The following is a 20,686-nucleotide window of genomic DNA, read 5'->3' as shown; positions in this document are numbered from 1 at the left end:
AATATCAATTGGTTTATTTATGGTTAAATTTTGTAAAACTATTTTGAGAGAAAATATGTTGAGGCTTACTTTTTTGAAACTGAAGAAAAGGGATGAGTTGAATATTTATCGATGATAAATATTGTGTATAAGTGTTTTAAAAGGCCGTCTGAAAAGTGTTTTTCAGACGGCCTTTAAGTTTAACAAGCTTAACTATGCAGTTTGTGAGGCTTGTTTATTTGGAAGGTGGTTGGGCATATCCGTTATCGGCTGGGAATGCGTCAGGTTCGCTATTTTTTTGCGTCGGGTCGTATAGTTCAAAAATAGCCGTACCAATTACACCTGTATTTGTGATGGAGCCTTTATCCGAGTTTGCAGCGTAAGAGTCTTCTGGGTTGCTGAATACAAAAGATGCTACAGCATCATCACTTTTACGGAAACCTTCGATTACCAGTGAATCATGTGGGTACAGAACATAGCCATCTGAGTATCTGCTGGCAGCCTGGCCTGAGATGACATCCAAACCATCTACGCTGGCTATAATTTCCAAAGTTTTATTGCTATTGTTCTTATAAACCAAACGGTATGACTGACCGTCTTTACCTTGCAAAAAGTAGTTGCTACCGTCGCGGAATATTGGAAATAGGTCGCCATTGTCAGATTGCACGGATAATTCCACTTTGCCTGCTGCTAAAGAAATCGAGTTGATTTTTTTACCCCGATAATCTTTAGCAGAGTAGTTCAATACGCCTTCTGCCAAAGGGTTTTTCGTGACACGGCGCAAATCTACGGAATGAACGGAAGACTGTACTTCATCTCCCCAGCTGGTTCCTAGTTTTTCTGATGTTTCTACGCTTTGATTGGCTATTTCTGAATCTGCTGGTGCAGGAGCTTCAGATGAAGGAGATTGCTGGGAACAAGCAGCTAAAATTGCAGCCAACAGCATTGGCAGCCACAATTTGAATTTTATTTTGAACATAATTGCTCCTGAGATAATTTAATAGGTTAACAATCTGAATATATTAAATATTATGAAAAATTATCCGTATTCTATACTATTAATCTAATTGGGTAGAAAGCAGAGCTGTAAAAACAAGATAAATTATTTATAGTAATTAAAATAGATTTGAAAACAAACCTGACTTTGATTTTGTGAGTTGGTATCGTTGGTTAATCTGTTTCTGTATAAAAAGGCCGTCTGAACAGTGTTTTTCAGACGGCCTCACTACTTTTTTACAGCAAAGGGCTCATCAGGCGGACGGCATTTTCTACGAGGCCGCGGAGTTTGGAGCGTTGTTGCCATGATTTGATGGCAATGTAGCTGCTGTTTTTGAGGTAGTCACGTTGGAGGTTGCAGATTTGTTTGGTGGTATCGCGATCGTAGATGGCGAGGCTGATTTCGAGGTTGAGGAAGAAGCTGCGCATGTCCATATTGACCGTGCCGAAGAGGGAGTAGTCTTCGTCTATGGTCAAGGTTTTGGCATGTAAAAGCCCACCTTCAAACATGGCGATTTTGACGCCGGCTTCCAGCAGCATAGGGTAGTAGGCGCGTGAGGCGTAACGTACCATCAGTGAATCGACTTTGGCGGGCAGTATCAGGGTTACTTTGACGCCGCGTTTGGCGGCGACGGTTAATGCCATGAGAAGCGGCTCGTCGGGGACGAAGTAGGGGGTGGTAATTATGATTTGTTTGGTAGCGGCATAGATGGCGCTGATGATGGTTTCGTAGATGACGAAGCTGCTTTGCTCGGGGGCGGAGGGAATGATTTGGGCAACAATATTGCCTTGCTGCATTTTTTCGGGAAGGATTTGGGGCAGCAGGTTTTTTGCTTGGTTGAGGTATGTTTGTACGTTTTGAAGGTTTTTATCGGTTTCGACGGCAAGGTCGGCGAAGAAGACGGCTGACAGTTCCAGTACCATAGGCCCTGTGCAACGCATCATGGCATCTATCCATTCGCCAACGCCTGAATTTTGTTTGAAGTAGCGCGGATCGACGAGGTTGAAGCTGCCAGTGTAACCGATTTTGCTGTCGATAACGAGGATTTTACGGTGGTTGCGCAGGTCGGTGCGTGTGAATAATGTACGCCAGATGCCGACAGGTAAGGAGGTATGTACTTCAACGCCTGCTTGGCGCAGTTTCTCTACCCAATCGCTTTCAAGAAAGCTCCTGCTGCCGACGGCATCGGCCAGTATGGAGCAGTCTACGCCTCTGGCTTTGGCGGCAAGAATTTCATTTAGAATTTCTTCAATGCGGCCTTTGGGTTCGATAATGTAAAAGGCCAACAGGCAGGAATGGGTTGCGGCGCGTATGTCTGCGAGCATGCTGTCGATGATGGTATCGGTGGTTGAGAGCAGGCTCATGGCGTTGCCTTTGGTGGCACCCAGCCCCGTTCCTTTTTCAGCAACTTTACTGATGCCGTGGTAACGTGATTTGACTTGGTCGGCAATGTCGAGATAGATATCGGCAAGATGGGTAGCGGCAAAGTTGCGGTAGAAGCGGTTCATTTCGCCGGTACGTTTGGCACGGGCTGTGCCGAGACGAGGCTCGCCGACAAGGATGTAGGCGATGGTTCCGAATACGGGGAAAAGGAAGAGGATAATCAGCCAGGCGAAAGTTGATCCGATGTTTTTTTGTTTATACAACACGCGCAGCATGCAGGCGAGTGCGGCGCAGGTGTGGGCGAAGATAAAAATCTCGGTCCAAGTGATGTCTTTTAAGAAATTCATATTCGGTAGGGATTGGTTGAGTTTTTAAATTGAAGGTTGGGGCCGACAAGCTTCAAATATTAAGTATATAGAAAAACCGTCTGAAAACAAATTTACACGATAATTGTGATTTACACGATAATTGTGTTTTTGTTTTCAGACGGCCTTTGCGTTGTTTCCATTAACGGTGATACTGACGGGACAGTTCGTGTACGGTATCGACCAAAATTTTAGCGTGTTCCGGATCAGCGTGTTGGTTGATGCCGTGGCCGAGGTTGAATACATGGCCGCTGCCGTTGCCGTAGTCGGCAAGGATGCGTGCGACTTCGGTGCGGATAGATTCCGGTGTGCCGAAGAGGGCAAACGGGTCGAAATTGCCTTGCAGGGCAACTTGTTCACCAACGCGACGGCGGGCTTCGCCGATGTTGCACGTCCAGTCCAAGCCTAATGCATCTGCGCCGATTTCTGCCATGCTTTCCAGCCATAAGCCGCCGCCTTTGGCAAATACGATAACAGGCACGCGGCGGTCTTCGCTTTCGCGTTTGAGTCCGGCAACAATTTGTCGGATGTACTTCAGGCTGAATTCTTTAAATGCGGCATCGCTCAACACGCCGCCCCAAGTGTCGAAAATTTGTACGGCTTGTGCGCCGGCATCGATTTGGGTATTGAGATAAGCAGTAACGGCTTGAGCATTGGTGTCGAGGATTTTATGCAGCAAATCAGGGCGCGAATACATCATGGTTTTGATGGTGCGGAATTCTTTGCTGCTGCCGCCTTCAACCATGTAGCAGGCGAGTGTGAACGGGCTGCCTGAGAAGCCGATGAGCGGAACTCGGCCGTCCAGTGCTTTACGGATGGAAGTTACGGCATCAAAGACGTATTGCAGTTTTTCCATGTCGGGCACTTGCAATTTGGCAATGTCGGCTTCGTGTTGTAAGGCGCGTTCAAATTTCGGGCCTTCACCTTCGGCAAAATACAGGCCCAAACCCATGGCATCGGGAACGGTCAGAATATCGGAAAACAGGATTGCCGCGTCCAGATCAAAACGTTCTAAAGGCTGGATGGTAACTTCGGTTGCCAGCTCGGTGTTTTTGCACAAATCGAGAAAGCTGCCTGCGCGCGCGCGCGTGGCTTTGTATTCAGGCAGATAGCGTCCGGCTTGGCGCATCATCCAGATGGGCGTGTATTCGACAGGCTGTTTAAGCAGGGCGCGGAGGAAAGTGTCGTTTTTCAGAGCAGTCATGATAAATAGGCTTTCTGATTTGGTGTGTTGGACAAAGTTCAGACGGCCTTAGATATGTATGAGGCCGTCTGAAATGATTAAATGGTTGGTTTTATTGTGGATTTCATATTATCGCTTAATGCGAAATCAGCACATCAATTTGGTTGAGGGAGTGCTGCCGGATGTTCTTCTTCAGCCACGCTTTCCAAAACCAGATTGCGTTGTTCTTGCGCTTTTTGTGGCTGGTCAGTTTCATCAAACACACGCGCCAGGACCAAATGTGCGGATACGCTGGGTTGCAAGGCGATGCTGGCTTCGAGGTAGCCTTGGGCTTTGCCCCAGAGTTTGCGGCCGTAAGCCAGTTGGCCAAGATACATCAACAGTGGTGCATTGTCGGGTTGTTCCTGCAGCCAAGAATCTGCCAAGTCGATGGCTTTTTGTTGCTCGCGCTCGCTTAGGAAACGTACGGATTCGACAAATGCTTCCAAAAGCTCGGGCTGGCGGGTTTGCGGATAATGGGTTTTGACCCATTTGACTGCATCGGCATACAAACCCAAACGCTCGTATTTTTCGGCAATCGCGACACACAATTCGCCAGACTTCACGCTTTCGGGAATCTGTTTCAAACAGGCTTTCAGACGGCCCGCATCGGTTACTTCGCTCAAGAGGCGGCGATATGCCCAGTTTTGATACTGTTCGGCTTCGTAATCGTTGATGGCGCCGGCTTTGACCAGTTTTTCCGCTTTTGCCAAGACATCTGAAGCATCGCCATGATCAAAGGCATAACGTAATTGCAGACGCACCAAGCGGCTCAAGTTGCCGTTGATTTTGGCTGCGGCTTCAAGGTTTTGTGCGGCAGTCGGATAATCACGGCGGCTCAGTGCAGATTCGGCCAGCAAAAGATGGCGGGAAAGCTGCTGTTTTTGTGGCAGCTGTTCGATTTCGTGCAGATAGCGGTCGCGTAATTCAAAGTTTTCCATTTGGTCGGCCGCGTGCGCACCCAACATCAAAGCTAGGGTACGGTTGTCGCCTGCTTCTTTGTTTTGCAAGACTTTGGCGGCTTCTTGTTCGGCTTTTTCAAAACGGCCTTCAAAATATGCCAAACCTGCGCTGTTCAAAGAGGCGGAAGCCTGACGGCCTTTGCGGGCAATGCCGAAGCGTTGCATACGCGCTGGAATATTTAAGAGGCCGAACACGAATTTAATCAGGAAATACAAGACGAATACGCTCAACAGCAGGCCTAAAACAAAGGCATGCAGATTGATACGCAGCATGGTTTGCTCAACCACGACATACACGTTGCCGGTATAAATGCCGGAAGCCAACGCTAAACCGACGGCGGCGGCAAACAGAATGACAATCCAAACGATGGTTTTCATGCTTGCTCTCCTTTAATTTTGGCAGCAGGCTTGGTTTGGTTTTGTGGTTTGGCAGCTTCGGCGGCCGGTTCTTTTTTGTTTTCAGACGGCAATGCAGGTGCTTCCAAAGATTGAGGGGCGGAAGCGGCAGCCGATGCGGCAGTGGTGGCTTGCTCGGTAGTTGCAGCCGGAGCAGAAGCGGTTTTCTCGGCAGCTTGGGTTTGTACAGTTTCTTCGGTCGTCATTTGTGTACGTGAACCTTCTTGATAAGCGCGAACGGCGCTCAAGCTGGCTTTCAGGCTGTCGTCCGAAATCATGCGGACATCAAGGGCTTTGAGTTCGGCCAACTCTTTCAACCATGACTGGGTAGCAGGGGATTTGCTGTCGAAGTATTGCTTCACGGTTGCTTCAACGTTGTTCAAATCGCTTTGGTACACTTCGCCATTGTGTTGCAACAGGGCAATGCGCGCATCCAAAAGGCGCAGGCGCAGGTTTTCACGGATGAAGTAGGTTTGTTCGGGCGAAATCAACATGGCGTCGTTGCTGTCCAGATGACGGACTTCAACCAAGCCTTTGAGGGCATTGAGGGATTTCTCCCATGTGTTTTCCCACCAAGTTCCTGAATTAGTGGCTTCGACAGGCGCGGCACCTGGTTTCAATACGCCGTCCAAGACTAAAGGCAGGCCGGAAATACCTGTTTCCAAACGGTCGATACGCAAGGCAGTAGCGGAAATATCGACATAAGGACGGTTTTTCAGTGCAGCCAAATCATTGCTGATGGCTTGTTTGACGGGGATAAGTTCAGGTTGTTCAAAACGGCTTAAGCGGCTGTCAATGTGTTCCAATACGCTGACCGCGCCTTGGAGGTTGCCTGACAGCATCAATTGTTGCGAAGCAGTGTTCAACATGGATTCGGCTTCATCGACCAGCCAGTTGATACGGCCTTTGAGTAACTCTTGATAAGCTTTCTGCGTTTGCAGGATTTGATCGCTATTGTTTTTTTGACCGTTGTTCAGGCGGTCTAACTCGGCCTGAATAGCGGTTTGGCGGTTGAGGTTGTCTTTTAAAAGGCTGGCGTTTTCAGATTCACCTAACGCGGCTTTGTCGATTTTTTGGTTGAATTCGAGCTCTTGGTTTTTTAAAACATTTTGACCCTGTACAAACAGGAATCCGCTCGCGCCTAGGCCTAGCAGTGCCAAGACGGTTGCACCTGCGGCCAAGGCTTTGCCGCCAGATTGTTTGATGATGACAGGGGCGTTGTTTTGTGGGAGATTGTTGGACTCGGGCATGCTCGCCTCCACTCGCTGAGGTTGGGTAGGTTTGATTTGTTCAGACGGCCTGGTGTTTTCAGAACGTTCAGGCGCCGGAGCTGCTGTATTGGCAACTTGTTGGGTATCTTTATTGTCTTCGACTGGGTTCACTGCTTGGCTCCTTTGTGGTATGGATGAAAGTGCAGCGGATAAAGAAGTGACGGTTTTAACATGTTTGGCACCGACGATGCGAAGCGCATCGGCAATGCGTGGATGGTGGGTAAAGTATAGCAAGGATTCGAAGAATCGGGAAAATTGCGGCGGAATCTGATGGAAAAATTCGCGCGCGATCTCGCCGGATGTAATGTAGGCGGCGGCGATGTCTTCGGTTTTAAAGTGCTGCCAATCGATGGCGTGTGGCCGTCTGAAATAGATTTCGGCGATGTCGATTTGGAAACCCAGTTCGGTCAGTTTGTCTGCTAGAAAATCACGGCCGCCATGACCTCGAATGATTAAAACTCGGGCATTGGGCGGCAGGTTTTTCCAAATAGGCATTCTCAAGACGGCTTCGCTGTCGTTGCCATCTTCGGGAGAGAATACGGGATAGGGGGAGAATTGTGCCAAAGTATGTTGGCTAGTTTGGCCGACGGTAATGTGTGCTCTGGGGCCGTCTGAAAAGTTCAAGTGTGGCGCTGCGGTTTCAATAGCGGTAGGGCTGACCCAAAACACGACATCGGCTTGCTTGAATTGTTCGGGGAGTTTTTTTAGCGCCGAACGATCCGCCTCTATTTCAATCGGACTCAATACCTGAGCCTGCCAACCGGCGGCATGGCAGGTTTGGATATCTTGCTGTGGACGGTTAGACGGACGAATGATGAGTAGAGTAGGCATAATGTGGGATAAATTATTAAGGTTTAGGCCGTCTGAAAGAAGGGTTTCAGACGGCCTGCTGCCGGGAATACGTTATTGATCGACGAATGCGCGCTCAATCAGGTAGTCGCCGCGGACACCGGTTTTCGGAGAAACGGTCAGGCCGAATTCGTCCAAGACGTTGCAGGTGTCTTTCAACATGGCAGGGCTGCCGCACAACATGGCGCGGTCGTCTTGCGGATTGATTTTAGGCAGGCCGATGTCTTCGAAGAGTTTGCCGCTGCGCATTAAATCGGTCAGACGGCCATGGTGTACATAGTCTTCGCGTGAAACAATCGGATAGTAAATCAATTTTTCTTTAACCAAGTCGCCCAGGTATTCGTGTTCGGGCAATTCTTTGGTAAAGCGGTCGTAGTATGCCAAGTCTTTTTTGTAGCGTACGCCGTGAACCAAGATGATTTTTTCGAATTGCTCGTAAATTTCAGGGTCTTTGGTAATGCTCAAGAAAGGGGCGATGCCGGTACCGGTGCTCAAGAGGTAGAGGTGTTTGCCCGGATTCAGGTCGCCGGCAACCAATGTGCCGGTCGGTTTTTTACTGATGAGGACATCATCACCGACTTTAAGGTGTTGCAGGCGGCTGGTCAATGGACCGTCTTGTACTTTAATGCTAAAAAATTCCAGATGCTCTTCCCAGTTGGCAGAAGCCACGCTGTATGCGCGCATCAGCGGTTTGCCGTCAACCATCAGGCCGACCATGACGAATTGGCCGTTTTCAAAGCGCAAAGACTCGTCACGGGTACAGGTGAAAGTGAAGTAAGCGTCGGTCCAGTGGTGTACGGACAAGACTTTCTGGGTGTTGAATGCTGCCATTGATATTTCCTGTCGGATAAGGCCGTCTGAAAAGGATAGGTCGGGGCGGCCAAGGTTAATAAAAAGAATGGAATATGGTGTTCAGCTACTTGCTTGCCCGTTTGGCTGATTTTTCGCTGAGGCTGTGCAGGTCGGCATAGCGTCCGCCTGCGCTGATTAATTCTTGGTGTGTGCCTTGTTCGACTACATTGCCTTCGTGCATCACAACGATATTGTCGGCTTTTTCGATGGTAGAAAGTCGGTGGGCAATCACCAAAGTGGTACGGTTTTGCATCAGGTTTTCCAATGCGGTTTGTACCAAACGTTCGGATTCATTATCCAATGCACTGGTGGCTTCGTCTAAAATTAAAATCGGCGCGTTTTTCAAAAGCGCACGCGCAATAGCGAGACGTTGACGTTGGCCGCCGGACAGTTTTAAACCGTTTTCGCCGACTTCAGTGTGCAGGCCTTGCGGCATTTTTTGGATAAATTCCCAAGCATTCGCGGCTTTTGCAGCATTGATAATTTCTGCCTCACTGAATTTGTCAGTTTGAGCATAGGCAATGTTTTCAGCAATCGTACCATTAAACAGGACAACGTTTTGGCCGACGAATGCCATGCGGCTGCGCAAGCTTTCGAGCGTATATTCATTGACGTTGATGCCGCCGATCAAAACTTCGCCTTCATTGGGATTAAGGAAGCGCGGCAACATATTGGCCAAGGTGGTTTTGCCGCAACCCGATGCGCCGACCAAGGCAGTCACTTTGCCTTGCGGGACAAGCAGGTTGATGTGGTTCAAGCTGTTGCGTTCGGCTTCGGGATAACGGTGTACAACATCGCAAAATTCGATATCGCTTGTGTTGTCTGTATATCAATCCAAATTTCATATCAATCCAGATTTAGAGCAAACATGCAATTCTAAACGAAAATATCTGTCATTACAATGTTTGCAATTGAAAGTCAAAAGGAGTTGGTATTGTTTTAACGCCTTGATTTTATATGATAACGACTGTAATGCGGTGGGATTGGCAATAATGTGCCCACTTCTCAAACACCAGTTGCGACCGTCTGAAAAAGTTTCAGACGGCCTCTTCAGTCGTCAAAGACAGCAGGTTAAGCCAAAGCTTCCTTAATGATGTCTTTTACTGTTGTTGCGTTATTAGGGACAACACGGACACGTTGCGGCAGGTTTTCCAAGCCTTCCAATGCGGCCGGGCGGGGGATGGAAACTTCGCCGACAGCTTCATGGATGGTGGCTTCAAATTTAGCAGCTAATGCAGTTTCGAGGCAGACGATGGTTTCGCCGGCTTCGCGTACTTCACGCGCTACTTTGATGCCATCGGCTGTATGCGGATCAATCAATTCACGGTCTTGTTCGTAAACCTGTTTGATGGTGGCAAGGCGGTTGGCATGGGTCGATTTACCGGAAACAAAGCCATATTGTTGATGTACTTTGTTTAAGACAAATTCCAAATTGAAACCTTTGCCGGAGCCTACTTCAGCCCATAATGTTTTGATTTCGTCTGCATCGCGATCCATCAGGTCAAACACAAAACGCTCAAAGTTGGAGGCTTTGGAAATATCCATAGACGGGCTGGAAGTAACATGGGTGTGTTCGCTGTTGCGCGGGCGGTATGCGCCGGTTTTGAAAAATTCGTCCAATACGTCGTTTTCATTGGTGGCGACAATCAAGCGGTGGATAGGCAGGCCCATTTGGCGGGCGATATGGCCGGCGCAGACATTGCCGAAGTTGCCGCTTGGCACGCAGAAGCTGACTTTTTCGTCATTGCTTGACGTGGCGTTGAAATAACCGGCAAAGTAGTACACGACTTGGGCGACGATGCGTCCCCAATTGATGGAGTTGACTGTACCGATGTGGTATTTGGCTTTGAATTCAGCATCGTTTTGTACGGCTTTGACGATGTCTTGGCAGTCGTCAAACATGCCTTCAACAGCGATGTTGTGGATGTTGGCATCTTGCAGACTGAACATTTGCGCGCGTTGGAATGCACTCATTTTGCCTTCCGGCGAGAGCATGAAGACATTGACGCCTTTTTTACCGCGCAGGGCGTATTCGGCGGCAGAGCCGGTATCGCCGCTGGTGGCGCCCAAGATATTGAGTTCTTTGCCTTCTTTGTTCAATACATATTCAAACGCATTGCCCAAGAATTGCATGGCCATATCTTTGAATGCCAAAGTCGGGCCGTTGGACAGGGCTTGAATTTTGATGCCGTCTGAAAGTGTGCGTACCGGAGTAATGGCTTTGGTGCCGAATACTTCTTCGGTGTAGGTGCGGTTGATGATATCGCGTAAATCATCAGCAGGGATGTCGGTGGCAAACAGGCTCATGACTTCAAACGCCAGCTCAGGATAGCTGAGTGTGCGCCATTGGTCTAAGGTAGCACGGTTGATTTGAGGGTATTGCTCAGGCAGCATCAAACCGCCGTCAGGAGCCAAGCCCATCAATAAAACTTCGCTGAATTGCTTGCGTGCGGTTGCACCGCGGGTGCTGATGTATTTCATGGTTTCTTCTCTATATATTTAAAATTCAAATAGAAAGTCAAAACGAATTCAGACGGCCTCGATATTAAAAAAGGCCGTCTGAAGAGTTATCTGTACATACGTTTGAAACAGGCAGTAACGGTTTTAGCTGCGACAGAAGTAAGAGCTTGAGTGCGGGTAGATGGGCTTAATACCTGCATCATTTCATTTGCAGTCAATTGGTTTGGCGCTTCTTCGCTGGCACAGCCGCAGATTTTATTTTCCCATTCGGCTTGTTTTTCCGCGCTCATGGTCAAAGCAATGACACGCCATTCGTTACGTTTGTTCAATTCGGTGCGGCATTGATTGTCTATTGCCATTTTTACTACGCTGCTGCCAATCCCCGTGCCACTACCCAAACCACTAAAAGAGTCGCCGCCGGTGGCGCATGCACCCAATAAGAAAACTGATGTAACAGCAGCCAAAATAGTTTTTGAAGTCATGATGTTTCCTGTAAGCAAGGCCGTCTGAAACGCCCGAAAAGTTCTCAAAATAGCATGTATTATACCGTAATGCGGCCCGATATGTGTGTTTGCGAAACTGCCGTATAATGTTAGCGAGTTTTCTTTTCAATCAGCCAGCACGAAAGCCTCTATGTCCGACCTTTTCGCCCGCCAACCCGAAGCCCCTTTAGCCGAACGCCTGCGTCCGCATTCTTTAGATGATGTCATCGGGCAACAGCATTTAATCGGCGAAGGCAAGCCGCTGCGCGTGGCAGTTGAGGGTGGAAAGCCGCATTCTATGTTGCTGTGGGGGCCGCCGGGCGTGGGCAAAACGACGTTGGCACGGATTTTGGCGCGGAGTTTCAACGCCCAGTTTCTGCCGGTTTCCGCCGTATTTTCCGGCGTAAAAGACATACGCGAGGCAATCGAGAAAGCTGAAATTGCCTTGCAGCAAGGGCACGCGACGATTTTGTTTGTTGACGAGGTACACCGCTTCAACAAAGCGCAGCAGGACGCATTTTTGCCTTATGTCGAAAGCGGTTTATTAACCTTTATCGGTGCTACCACGGAGAATCCGTCATTTGAAGTCAATCCGGCCTTGCTCAGTAGGGCGCAGGTGTATGTCTTGCAATCCTTGTCTTCAGACGACCTGAAGAAGCTGATTGCCAAAGTATTGGCTTTGCCCGAATACCAAGATTTCACGATTGAAGCGGATGCGCAAGAATTGTTCGTGAATACCGCCGATGGCGATGCACGCAGATTGTTGAACTTGATCGAGCAGCTTTTACGCGCTGCTAATACACGCCGTCTGAAAACCCTGACCGCCGAATTTCTTGCCGATAGTTTGGGTGCGCAAATCCGTCGTTTTGATAAGGGTGGCGAGAGTTTCTACAATCAGATTTCCGCGCTGCACAAATCCGTGCGCGGTTCGCATCCTAACGCGGCATTGTATTGGTTCTGCCGTATGCTCGATGGTGGCACCGACCCGCGCTATCTCGCCCGCCGCATTGTCCGCATGGCATGGGAAGACATCGGCTTGGCTGATCCGCGAGCTTTAACGATTGCCAATGATGCCGCCGCTACTTATGAGCGATTGGGTTCTCCAGAGGGTGAACTCGCTTTGGCTCAAGCCGTGTTGTATCTTGCCGCAGCCGCCAAATCCAATGCAGGTTACAAGGCATACAACCAAATGCGCCGCTTCGTCAAAGAAAACGCCAGCGACGAAGTACCCGTCCACCTGCGCAATGCCCCGACCAAGTTGATGAAGGAATTGGGTTACGGACGTGAATACCGCTACGCCCACGATGAACCGAACGCCTACGCCGCCGGCGAAAGCTATATGCCCGACGGCTTGGACGAACCGGACTTCTACCAACCCGTTCCACGCGGATTGGAAATCAAAATCGGCGAAAAGCTGAAATGGTTGAAATCCTTGGATAAAGATGCGCTGGATGATTAAAACAATAAATGTACATAATACAAATCTAAGATCAAATTGAATTTTTCAGACGGCCTTTGCTGTTTGAATATTTTTAACCTATACCATACGCATACATTTTCATGAATATTTTTGAAGCCTTACTATTATTGTGCCTGCTGATTGTCATTAGCGCGTTTGTGTCCTGTTCCGAACTTGCGCTTGCTTCGGCACGCAAAATCAAATTGCAGGTTATGGCGAAAGACGGCGGCGATACGCGTGCGCTTGACGTCATCAATATGCAGCAGCAGCCGGGCAGTTTTATTACCGTTGTCCAAATCGGTTTGAACGCCGTCGCCATTCTTGCCGGTATTGTCGGCGAGGCAGCAATACGTCCGTATTTTGGCAAACTTTTGGAGAACGCAGGCAGTTGGGGCAGCACAGTTGCCTCTTTGCTGACTTTCTCGCTGGTTACAGGCAGCTTTATTTTAATTGCCGACCTGATGCCCAAGCGTATGGCAATGACCCATCCTGAAGCGGTGGCGGTACGCATTGTCCGTCCGATGATGTTTCTGATTTTTATCTTAAAACCCCTTGTCTGGGTTTTTGACGGGTTGGCAAACGCAATATTCAAACTCTTCAAAATCTCAACCGTCCGTCAGGAGCAGCTGACCTCGGAAGATATTTATGCCGTTGTTGATGCTGGTGCACAGGCTGGTGTATTGAAAGAACAAGAGCACTATCTGATTGAAAACATTTTCGATATGCAGGAGCGTACGGTCACTTCCACCATGAGCACGCGTGAATACATCGCCTATTTTGATAAACATGATGACAGTGATACCGTGTTGGAAATAATGTCGGACAAACCGCACAATAAATTCCTTGTATGTGACGGCGATTTAGAACGCGTCATCGGCTATATCGAATCGCATACGCTGCTGACCTTGTTTTTAAAAGAAAAAGACGTCCGCCTGACCGACAAGCGCGTGTTGCGTAAAGCCTTGTTTATCCCCGACACGTTGTCGCTTTATGATGTATTGGAGACCTTCAAAACTTCCGGCGAAGACTTCGCCGTAGTGGTGAACGAATACGCGCTGGTGGTTGGCGTGGTAACGCTGAAAGATGTGATGAGCATTGTAATGGGCGAGCTGGTCAATACTGAAGAAGAGCCGCAAATTATCCGCCGTACAGAAGACACATGGTTGGTGGACGGTGCCACGCCGCTTACCGATGTCATGCGTGCGCTGGATATCGAAGAGTTTCCCAATTCGGAAAATTACGAAACCATCGCCGGCTTTATGATGTATTCACTGCGCAAAATCCCGAAGCGTACGGATTTTCTGGTTTATGCCGGTTATAAGTTTGAAATCATCGATACCGAAAATTTGAAAATAGACCAACTTTTGGTTTCTAAACAAGGAAATATGGCGGGGAAAATATAACAAGTCGCTGGGAATACTTGAAAAGAAAATTAAAAAATGAATAAAAAGGAAAAAATATTATGACGACAACCGAACCTCAAAAATACGCCCGCAGCCTGCACGCGCCCATCAGCCTCGGCACAACTTCAGACGACCGCTTTATGCCGCGCGGCTTTCTTTCATATTTTGCCTCATTGCCAAAATTGGTTTTAACCGAAAAATTAGATGGGCAAAACAACTGCTTTGCCGCGCACGGCCTCTATGCCCGTAGTCATGCTGCACCTACTCAGCATCCTTGGGATAAACCTTTGCTGCAACGATGGCAGCAAATTAAAGATGATTTAGGCGATCTCGAACTTTTTGGCGAGAATATGTATGGCATTCATTCGATTGCCTATTCTCAACTGGAAAGCTATTTTTACCTGTTTGCAGTCCGCCGTAGTGGACATTGGCTTTCATGGGAAGAGGTTAAATTTTATGCGCAGCTGTTTGATTTTCCGACTGTGCCAGAAATACCCATTGTCCAGCCGCTTGCAGATTTCACTCAAAAATACGCCAATGAAGATATTGCTTTAGCGCAATGGCTTGCCGCTAATTTGGGAGAGCCGTGGACGGACAGCGTACAAACTGCCGGTAAGCTTGGCGGCTACGATCCGAAAACAGGAGCGGCATGCAGTGAAGGTTTCGTTATCCGGAACGCCGCTGATTTTGCCACCAACAACGGCAACCTGCCTGTTCAATCCAATGAATTTGACAATCTTTTCAAATTGGTGCGAGCCAAACACGTTAAAACCGACGTTCATTGGACGAAAACTTGGAAGCCTGCCCATCTTATCGATTACGACAAATATCATTGGCAAAGCTGGCAGTTTCAGACGGCCTGAAGTTCAATGATCCAATAATAAGAAAGACAATTATGTGGACATTCCCATATTACATACCCGGTCAGCTTCCTGATTGGCAAGCCTTAGAACGTCGTTTCAGCTGGTTTGCCGATATGAAGGACGTTCCGCAAGACCCTGAGTGGCATGCCGAAGGCGATGTATTTACGCATACCAAAATGGTGTGCGAAGCCCTTTTAAAACTGCCCGAGTTTCAAGCGCTTGATGAACAGGAACAGCATATTCTGTTTGCTGCCGCCATGCTGCATGATGTGGAAAAACGCAGTACGACCAAGCGTGAAATAGAAAACGGCAAAGAGTGTATCGTTTCGCCGCATCATGCAAAAAAAGGCGAGCATACCGCCCGTACTTTACTGTATACCGAACTTGCCGCTCCGTTTGCTATAAGGGAAGCAATCGCCAAACTCGTGCGCTTGCACGGATTGCCCTTATGGGCGATTAACAAGCCTAATCCTGAGCGAGCCGTCATAGCTGCCAGTTTGCAGGTCAACACTGCGCATCTTGCCATGCTTGCTAAAGCTGATGTGCTGGGTCGTGTATGTTGCGACCAACAGGATATTTTGCTGCGCATTGATTTGTTTCGTGAACTCTGTGAAGAAAATGTTTGTTGGGGTAAGGCTCGTACTTTTGCCAGCGACTACGGACGCTATCTCTATCTTAACGGCCGTAGTGAAATGCCGGATTATCAGCCATTTGATGATCGAACCTTTGATGTGTACGCCATGTGCGCCATAGCAGGTAGCGGCAAAGACAGTTACATCAGGCAACATCTTGCCCATCTGCCCATGCTGTCGCTGGATGAGATTCGCCGTGAGCGTAAACTCAATCCCGCGGACTCCAAACATACCGCCGAAGCAGTGCGTTTGGGTAAAGAGCAGGCAAAAGAATACCTGCGAGCCCGTACGTCATTTGTCTTCAATGCGACCAATCTCAACCGCGACTTGCGCAGTAAATGGCTGCCGATGTTTGCCGATTACGGCGCACGCGTGCATCTCATTTATTTGGAAGTGCCTTATACACGATTGCTATCGCAAAACCGTAACCGCGAACATTCCGTGCCGAATGATGTGTTGCACCGCATGATAGAAAAGCTGGAAATCCCTGATTACAGTGAAGCGCATACAGTGGATTTTGTGGTCTCTTCTTAAAAAGATAAGAACCTTGTAATTAGGCCGTCTGAAACAATCCAATGTTTCAGACGGCCTTTTTATGAAATCAAAAATTGCTGGAGCTAAGACAGAGGTCTTTATTCGCAATTTAAGCCTTTTGTTTTTTCAGCGAATGTATCCATGGCAATTTGGCACATGCGTTCACGTTGGCCTACGTCGGCGGCGGGCAGGATTTGGCGCAGGTATTTTGTGTTGTCGCGTTGGAACGATGCTTTATCTCCTGCTTTTTGGTAACACGCATCTGCGCGGGTAAAATATTGCTGGCAGATTTTCGGCAACTCTTCAAAGGATAAAGGTTTGCTTTTGTGCATGCCGTGCGCGGAGACGGATAGGGAGGAAAGAGTACACAGTGTAATGATTAAGGTTTTTGAAATGGTTTTCATGGTAAGCCTATTTATTGAAGTGGTGTTTAAATCAATTGTTCGCCCCAATGCAGCTTTTGGCGCAGGGTTTTGAAGTATTGGTAATCGGTGGGATGGAGGACGCGCAAGGGATTGTGATAGCGGCGAATGATGATGCGGTCGAAGTTTTGCACGTCGATATGGGATTGTCCGTCAAAATGTGCGCGTGCGTCGCCGCTTTTGGTAATGAGGATTTCGATTACGCTGGTGTCGGAGATGGCAATCGGGCGGTTGGTCATGGATTGCGGACAGATAGGCACAAGCGTGAAGGCGTGCAGACCGGCTTGCATGATGGGGCCGCCGGCGGCAAGTGCATAAGCGGTCGAACCTGTCGGCGTGGAAATAATCAGGCCGTCCGAACGTTGGGTATAGACAAATTCTTGATTGATAAATACTTCAAATTCAATCATTTGGCCTGCGCCGCCACGAGACAGTACGGTATCGTTGAGGGCGAGGGCGCGTTCGATGGTTTCGCCGTCACGAATGATGCTGGCTTCGATGAGGATGCGTTCTTCGGGCAGATATTTGCCTTCCAGTACGGGGCGGATGCCTTCAACCATGGTGTCGCGTGAGATTTGGGTAAGAAAGCCCAAGTGGCCTTGATTGATGCCGATGATGGGGACGGCGCGCGGGGCGACTTCGCGGGCAGCGGAGAGGAAGGTACCGTCGCCACCGAGTACAACGACGAGGTCGCAATATTTGCCCAGCTGGGCTTTGTTTACGGTTTCGCAGTAGGCGGAGTCTTGAATATAGACGCAGTGTTCTTCTACGCTCAATTCATCCAGATAGATGGTGAAGCCGTTTTCACGCAGAAAAGAAACCAATGTGTGGACGGTATCTTGAATTTCGGGCGTATTGGGACGCGTAACGATACCGATGTTTTTAAATGGGCTTTTCATGGTAGTAGGCCGTCTGAAATTAAGTGTCTAATCTATCCAGATATCGCGCTCGAGCCGGTCGAGGCGTTCGTTTAGGCGGGCAACATCGTCACGCAGTTTGTCCACTTCTTCCAACCATGCGGCAAGCGTGGCTTGGTCGATAACAGGGGATTCGGGTTCGCGTGAAAAGTCGCTGATTTGCTCGGCAATGCTTTTGCCGATTTTTTTCATGGTGCGGCCGATGTCGCCGGCGCGCGAGCTGATGCTTTCTGCGGCCACATGACCGAATACACGCGCCAAATCTTCGCTCGGATAATAGCGCAGTCCACCCAAAATAGGAAGGACGGACATGCCCAATACTAAGTCGCCTTCGAGGCTGATGTCGCCCACGCCAGGCTGACCTCCTTGGAGGATTTTTTGGATGGCGCTGTTGTGGAATGTGATGTTGGTGTCGGCGGTTTCGTGTGCGGTTTCAAGAAAACCTTGTTCGCTGATGCGTCCGGTCAGTCTGAAACCGGTTAGGCTGATGCAGATGATGCTGCCTGCAAATTCAGACAGCTCGCGCTGTTGCTCTGGATTTTGCTGTATCAGGTGGTTGATAAGGGGAAAAAGGGCGGACATGGTTTACTCTAAATGCCGTCTGAAACGGATTAATGGGTTGAGTCGCAATTTTACAGGCTTAGCCCGTCTGCGCAAACGGTATTTACAATTTTGCCGTTGCTTTTGTCATCAACGATGAAATCAGGAGCCGGTAGGCCGAGTTTGGCTGCTTCGGCAGTATAAAATTCAGCCCGGCTTGGGTGGCGGGGTTCGACAATATTGCGGATACGCTTGCCGTCAGCTTGGCCGGCCGTCTGAAAAAGGACTTGGACGGCCAAGTCTTTATGAAGAATATTGACGGGTTGATTGCTGCCTTGAATGCGTGTTTTTTGAACCAGCTTGGTAATGGGATGACGATCGGCAGAATAAAGTCCGCCCAGTCGCAGTATGTCGATATGGGGGACGGCGCTTTCAAACAATGCTTGTTCAACCGTGAGGATTTGACGGGCGGATTCGGTTTGCGGATCGGGCGGCGTGGTTTCATCGCATATGCGTGCTTGGTTGCCATACACGCTGGTGCTGCTGGTAAAGATGATGTGTTTTACCTTAGACTGCTCGGCAAGTTGAATCCATTTTTTCAGCGTATCGGCGTAATGGTTTAATGACGAAGGCGGAAGCAAGCAAAACCATGTCGGCTTGTTGATATGGTTTTGCCACAATGTCGAATTGTGAAAAATATCGTCTTGATTCAAATCGATAATGTCGAGTTCAATCGGCAGATTGATATCATCGGAAGTCAGATTGCGTTTGACGGCGGCTACCTGACTGCCTTGTTCATAACATTTTTGCGCCAGCGGCAGGCCGAGATAACCTAAGCCGAGAATGGAAATATCGGGAAGGTGCATAAATAAAGCATCCGAAAATTAACAGGCCGCCTGAAAATAGCTTTAACTTGGTTAAAGCCACGTTTTCAGACGGCCTTTGTATGGAAAAATTAATGGTTGCTGCCGATTTTTTGGTCGAATTCGGCACGGTGTTCCGGCAGGAGGTAAGGGCGCAACAGGCTGAGTGTGCGGCTGATGCCCCGTACTTTTGAATCTTCGGTCAACTTGGCGCGGCCGCGCAGGGAGCTGTCAAAGTCGAACCAGTATTTCGTCACCATCCACATATTGACGGCAAGGTCGTTCATGGCGGTTTGGTCTGCGCTGATGATGTTCAGGCCGTTAAGTTGGGTCAGCAGGTTGACCAACAGCGGGGACACTTTGGCTTGGGTAAAGGTATTGTGTTCGCCCAATAATTCGGCACTGCGGGCAAGCAGGGTATTCACATCGCTGAAAAGGAAACGGTATTCCCACATCACATCATAAATACCGGCCATGTAGTTGATAGAGTCTTCCACATTAGACGGCAACACGGCCTCGTTAAGGTAGACAAGCAGGGCTTCGCTGTAACGTTTGAACAATTGGACGATGATTTCGTCTTTGTTGCGGAAATGGTAGTAGAGGTTGCCCGGGCTGATGCCCAAGTGGGCGGCAATGTGGTTGGTGCTGATATTGCGCTCGCCTTCTTCGTTGAACAAGGCGAGGCTGGCATTGATGATTCGTGTGTAAGTGTTGACTTTAGCAATGCGCGGCATGGGATACACTCCTTTATTTTATAGGCTGTATGAAGTAGGCAGCCAGTTGGGTTCTGCGTGTAATTCTACCTGAAATTGAGTAAATACTGTATTACAAACATATTGTGCCAGCTGGTGGACATCTTGCGCGGATGCATTGTTTTTATTCACCAAAACCAAAGCCTGTCTGTCATGCACTGCCGCACCGCCGATCTGATGGCCTTTCAGACGGCATTGGTCAATCAGCCAGCCGGCCGCGAGTTTGACCGAACCGTCAGGCTGCGGATAGCGTGGCATATTGGGGTATTGCTGCAACAAATCGGCAGCTTTTTCAGCGCTGACAACAGGGTTTTTAAAGAAACTTCCGACATTACCAAGCACGTTAGGATTAGGCAGTTTACTGTTGCGGATTGCACACACTGCATCGGAAACATCTTTAGCCGTTGCCTCGCGGTCTTGGCTTAGTTCGGCAACCGCTGCCGCCAAATCGCCATAGCCCAAGTTCGGCACAAAATGCTCTTTTAACGCAAATACAACCGAAACAATCACATAACGGCCTTTGCCTTCCTGTTTGAATAGGCTTTCACGATAGGCAAAGTCACAGTCGGCATTGGAAAGCTCGACAAAGGTGTCCGTATCCAAATCAAAGCAGCGTACGCTATGGATAACATCTTTCGCTTCAACACCATATGCACCGATGTTTTGTACCGGAGACGCGCCGACCGTGCCCGGAATCAGGCTGAGGTTTTCCAACCCGCTTAAACCCAGTCCAACCGTATGCAAAACAAAATCATGCCAAATTTCCCCGGCTTGAGCTTCGATATAAACCAGGCCGTCTGAACGCTCAATTTCGCGTATTCCCTTGTTTTCCATATGCACAACCAGACCGGCATAGTCCTCCATCAAAAGGATATTGCTGCCGCCGCCGAGCCATAAAACAGTATCTCGGTTGAACTCGGGTAGCCGGACGATGTCGCGCAACTCGTCGGCATGTTTGAGTGCAACAAATGCTTGGGCTTGGGCTTTCAGGCCGAAAGTGTTGTAAGGGATGAGGTCGGTTTGGTATTGGATGGGTTGCATGGGTTTAACTTTAAAAGAGGAATTCGTTGATTAAATAGCGTA

The 20,686-nt window shown here is 48.8% G+C and carries 18 protein-coding genes and 2 pseudogenes; 4 read left to right on the top strand and 16 right to left on the bottom strand.

Features of this window, described 5'->3' with window-relative positions; genetic code table 11:
* Positions 1-214 precede the first annotated feature (214 nt).
* The 10 genes and pseudogenes from O3661_RS08930 to O3661_RS08885 all read right to left on the bottom strand — a co-directional run bounded on the left by O3661_RS08930 (position 215) and on the right by O3661_RS08885 (position 11,218).
* Positions 215-958: a hypothetical protein gene (locus O3661_RS08930; RefSeq protein ID WP_371493127.1), complete on the bottom strand. Its 744-nt coding sequence runs from the start codon at positions 956-958 to the stop codon at positions 215-217.
* A gap of 254 nt (positions 959-1,212) precedes the next feature.
* Entirely contained in the window at positions 1,213-2,706 is a 1,494-nt protein-coding gene (cls, locus tag O3661_RS08925; RefSeq protein ID WP_371493125.1) for a cardiolipin synthase, read from the bottom strand.
* A 160-nt stretch (positions 2,707-2,866) separates the two neighbouring features.
* Positions 2,867-3,928, bottom strand: coding sequence for a uroporphyrinogen decarboxylase (hemE, locus tag O3661_RS08920; RefSeq protein WP_371493124.1), 1,062 nt, complete (start codon positions 3,926-3,928; stop codon positions 2,867-2,869).
* A gap of 134 nt (positions 3,929-4,062) precedes the next feature.
* Complete coding sequence (locus tag O3661_RS08915) at positions 4,063-5,286, bottom strand: heme biosynthesis protein HemY (protein ID WP_371493123.1); 1,224 nt, start codon at positions 5,284-5,286, stop codon at positions 4,063-4,065.
* Positions 5,283-6,554 (bottom strand): uroporphyrinogen-III C-methyltransferase, encoded by a 1,272-nt coding sequence (locus O3661_RS08910; RefSeq protein WP_371493138.1) that lies wholly within the window; start codon positions 6,552-6,554, stop codon positions 5,283-5,285. The genes O3661_RS08915 and O3661_RS08910 overlap by 4 nt, the downstream gene beginning before the upstream one ends.
* 216 nt (positions 6,555-6,770) lie before the next feature.
* Positions 6,771-7,406 (bottom strand): annotated as a pseudogene (locus tag O3661_RS08905) (uroporphyrinogen-III synthase); the annotation flags it as partial.
* 72 nt (positions 7,407-7,478) lie between these two features.
* Positions 7,479-8,255, bottom strand: a complete 777-nt coding sequence (locus O3661_RS08900; protein ID WP_003746329.1) for a ferredoxin--NADP reductase — start codon at positions 8,253-8,255, stop codon at positions 7,479-7,481.
* 85 nt (positions 8,256-8,340) lie between these two features.
* Positions 8,341-9,096, bottom strand: a pseudogene (locus tag O3661_RS08895) (ABC transporter ATP-binding protein); the annotation flags it as partial.
* Between the two features lie 251 nt (positions 9,097-9,347).
* Entirely contained in the window at positions 9,348-10,757 is a 1,410-nt protein-coding gene (gene thrC, locus O3661_RS08890; RefSeq protein ID WP_371493122.1) for a threonine synthase, read from the bottom strand.
* 86 nt (positions 10,758-10,843) lie between these two features.
* Complete coding sequence (locus O3661_RS08885) at positions 10,844-11,218, bottom strand: hypothetical protein (RefSeq protein WP_371493120.1); 375 nt, start codon at positions 11,216-11,218, stop codon at positions 10,844-10,846.
* 151 nt (positions 11,219-11,369) lie between these two features.
* Between O3661_RS08885 and O3661_RS08880 the strand changes: the two genes are divergently transcribed.
* From O3661_RS08880 to O3661_RS08865, 4 genes are all read left to right on the top strand, one after another.
* Positions 11,370-12,677, top strand: coding sequence for a replication-associated recombination protein A (locus tag O3661_RS08880; protein ID WP_371493119.1), 1,308 nt, complete (start codon positions 11,370-11,372; stop codon positions 12,675-12,677).
* Between the two features lie 101 nt (positions 12,678-12,778).
* The gene (locus O3661_RS08875; protein ID WP_371493117.1) at positions 12,779-14,080 is read left to right on the top strand and encodes a hemolysin family protein; all 1,302 of its coding nucleotides are present in this window, start codon (positions 12,779-12,781) and stop codon (positions 14,078-14,080) included.
* 59 nt (positions 14,081-14,139) lie between these two features.
* Positions 14,140-14,943 carry an RNA ligase family protein gene (locus tag O3661_RS08870; protein ID WP_371493115.1) on the top strand — a complete coding sequence of 268 codons (804 nt, stop codon included), beginning with the start codon at positions 14,140-14,142 and terminating at the stop codon, positions 14,941-14,943.
* 32 nt (positions 14,944-14,975) lie between these two features.
* Complete coding sequence (locus O3661_RS08865; protein WP_371493114.1) at positions 14,976-16,109, top strand: AAA family ATPase; 1,134 nt, start codon at positions 14,976-14,978, stop codon at positions 16,107-16,109.
* A 98-nt stretch (positions 16,110-16,207) separates the two neighbouring features.
* On the opposite strand, the gene O3661_RS08860 is transcribed toward O3661_RS08865, so the two are convergent.
* The 6 genes from O3661_RS08860 to murB all read right to left on the bottom strand — a co-directional run bounded on the left by O3661_RS08860 (position 16,208) and on the right by murB (position 20,644).
* Positions 16,208-16,513, bottom strand: coding sequence for a hypothetical protein (locus tag O3661_RS08860; RefSeq protein ID WP_371493113.1), 306 nt, complete (start codon positions 16,511-16,513; stop codon positions 16,208-16,210).
* Positions 16,514-16,539: 26 nt separating this feature from the next.
* Positions 16,540-17,430, bottom strand: a complete 891-nt coding sequence (locus O3661_RS08855) for an NAD(+) kinase (protein ID WP_039863638.1) — start codon at positions 17,428-17,430, stop codon at positions 16,540-16,542.
* Between the two features lie 27 nt (positions 17,431-17,457).
* Complete coding sequence (locus tag O3661_RS08850; RefSeq protein ID WP_101755172.1) at positions 17,458-18,030, bottom strand: SCP2 domain-containing protein; 573 nt, start codon at positions 18,028-18,030, stop codon at positions 17,458-17,460.
* 50 nt (positions 18,031-18,080) lie between these two features.
* Entirely contained in the window at positions 18,081-18,854 is a 774-nt protein-coding gene (locus O3661_RS08845) for an SDR family NAD(P)-dependent oxidoreductase (protein WP_371493112.1), read from the bottom strand.
* A gap of 89 nt (positions 18,855-18,943) precedes the next feature.
* Positions 18,944-19,585, bottom strand: a complete 642-nt coding sequence (locus tag O3661_RS08840; RefSeq protein ID WP_004519965.1) for a TetR/AcrR family transcriptional regulator — start codon at positions 19,583-19,585, stop codon at positions 18,944-18,946.
* 18 nt (positions 19,586-19,603) lie between these two features.
* Positions 19,604-20,644, bottom strand: a complete 1,041-nt coding sequence (gene murB, locus O3661_RS08835) for a UDP-N-acetylmuramate dehydrogenase (protein ID WP_371459266.1) — start codon at positions 20,642-20,644, stop codon at positions 19,604-19,606.
* Between the last annotated feature and the right edge of the window lie 42 nt (positions 20,645-20,686).

The organism is Neisseria sp. 20925_1_37 (assembly GCF_041433255.1).
Classification (GTDB): domain Bacteria; phylum Pseudomonadota; class Gammaproteobacteria; order Burkholderiales; family Neisseriaceae; genus Neisseria; species Neisseria flavescens_D.
The sequence above is the reverse complement of the archived record's forward strand: the minus strand, read 5'-3'. Positions and strand labels throughout refer to the sequence as shown.

Coding starts and splice junctions, on each gene's coding strand:
- O3661_RS08930 (WP_371493127.1), bottom strand. CDS start 958: ATGTTCAAAATAAAATTCAAATTGTGGCTGCCAATGCTGTTGGCTGCA.
- cls (WP_371493125.1), bottom strand. CDS start 2,706: ATGAATTTCTTAAAAGACATCACTTGGACCGAGATTTTTATCTTCGCC.
- hemE (WP_371493124.1), bottom strand. CDS start 3,928: ATGACTGCTCTGAAAAACGACACTTTCCTCCGCGCCCTGCTTAAACAG.
- O3661_RS08915 (WP_371493123.1), bottom strand. CDS start 5,286: ATGAAAACCATCGTTTGGATTGTCATTCTGTTTGCCGCCGCCGTCGGT.
- O3661_RS08910 (WP_371493138.1), bottom strand. CDS start 6,554: ATGCCCGAGTCCAACAATCTCCCACAAAACAACGCCCCTGTCATCATC.
- O3661_RS08900 (WP_003746329.1), bottom strand. CDS start 8,255: ATGGCAGCATTCAACACCCAGAAAGTCTTGTCCGTACACCACTGGACC.
- thrC (WP_371493122.1), bottom strand. CDS start 10,757: ATGAAATACATCAGCACCCGCGGTGCAACCGCACGCAAGCAATTCAGC.
- O3661_RS08885 (WP_371493120.1), bottom strand. CDS start 11,218: ATGACTTCAAAAACTATTTTGGCTGCTGTTACATCAGTTTTCTTATTG.
- O3661_RS08880 (WP_371493119.1), top strand. CDS start 11,370: ATGTCCGACCTTTTCGCCCGCCAACCCGAAGCCCCTTTAGCCGAACGC.
- O3661_RS08875 (WP_371493117.1), top strand. CDS start 12,779: ATGAATATTTTTGAAGCCTTACTATTATTGTGCCTGCTGATTGTCATT.
- O3661_RS08870 (WP_371493115.1), top strand. CDS start 14,140: ATGACGACAACCGAACCTCAAAAATACGCCCGCAGCCTGCACGCGCCC.
- O3661_RS08865 (WP_371493114.1), top strand. CDS start 14,976: ATGTGGACATTCCCATATTACATACCCGGTCAGCTTCCTGATTGGCAA.
- O3661_RS08860 (WP_371493113.1), bottom strand. CDS start 16,513: ATGAAAACCATTTCAAAAACCTTAATCATTACACTGTGTACTCTTTCC.
- O3661_RS08855 (WP_039863638.1), bottom strand. CDS start 17,430: ATGAAAAGCCCATTTAAAAACATCGGTATCGTTACGCGTCCCAATACG.
- O3661_RS08850 (WP_101755172.1), bottom strand. CDS start 18,030: ATGTCCGCCCTTTTTCCCCTTATCAACCACCTGATACAGCAAAATCCA.
- O3661_RS08845 (WP_371493112.1), bottom strand. CDS start 18,854: ATGCACCTTCCCGATATTTCCATTCTCGGCTTAGGTTATCTCGGCCTG.
- O3661_RS08840 (WP_004519965.1), bottom strand. CDS start 19,585: ATGCCGCGCATTGCTAAAGTCAACACTTACACACGAATCATCAATGCC.
- murB (WP_371459266.1), bottom strand. CDS start 20,644: ATGCAACCCATCCAATACCAAACCGACCTCATCCCTTACAACACTTTC.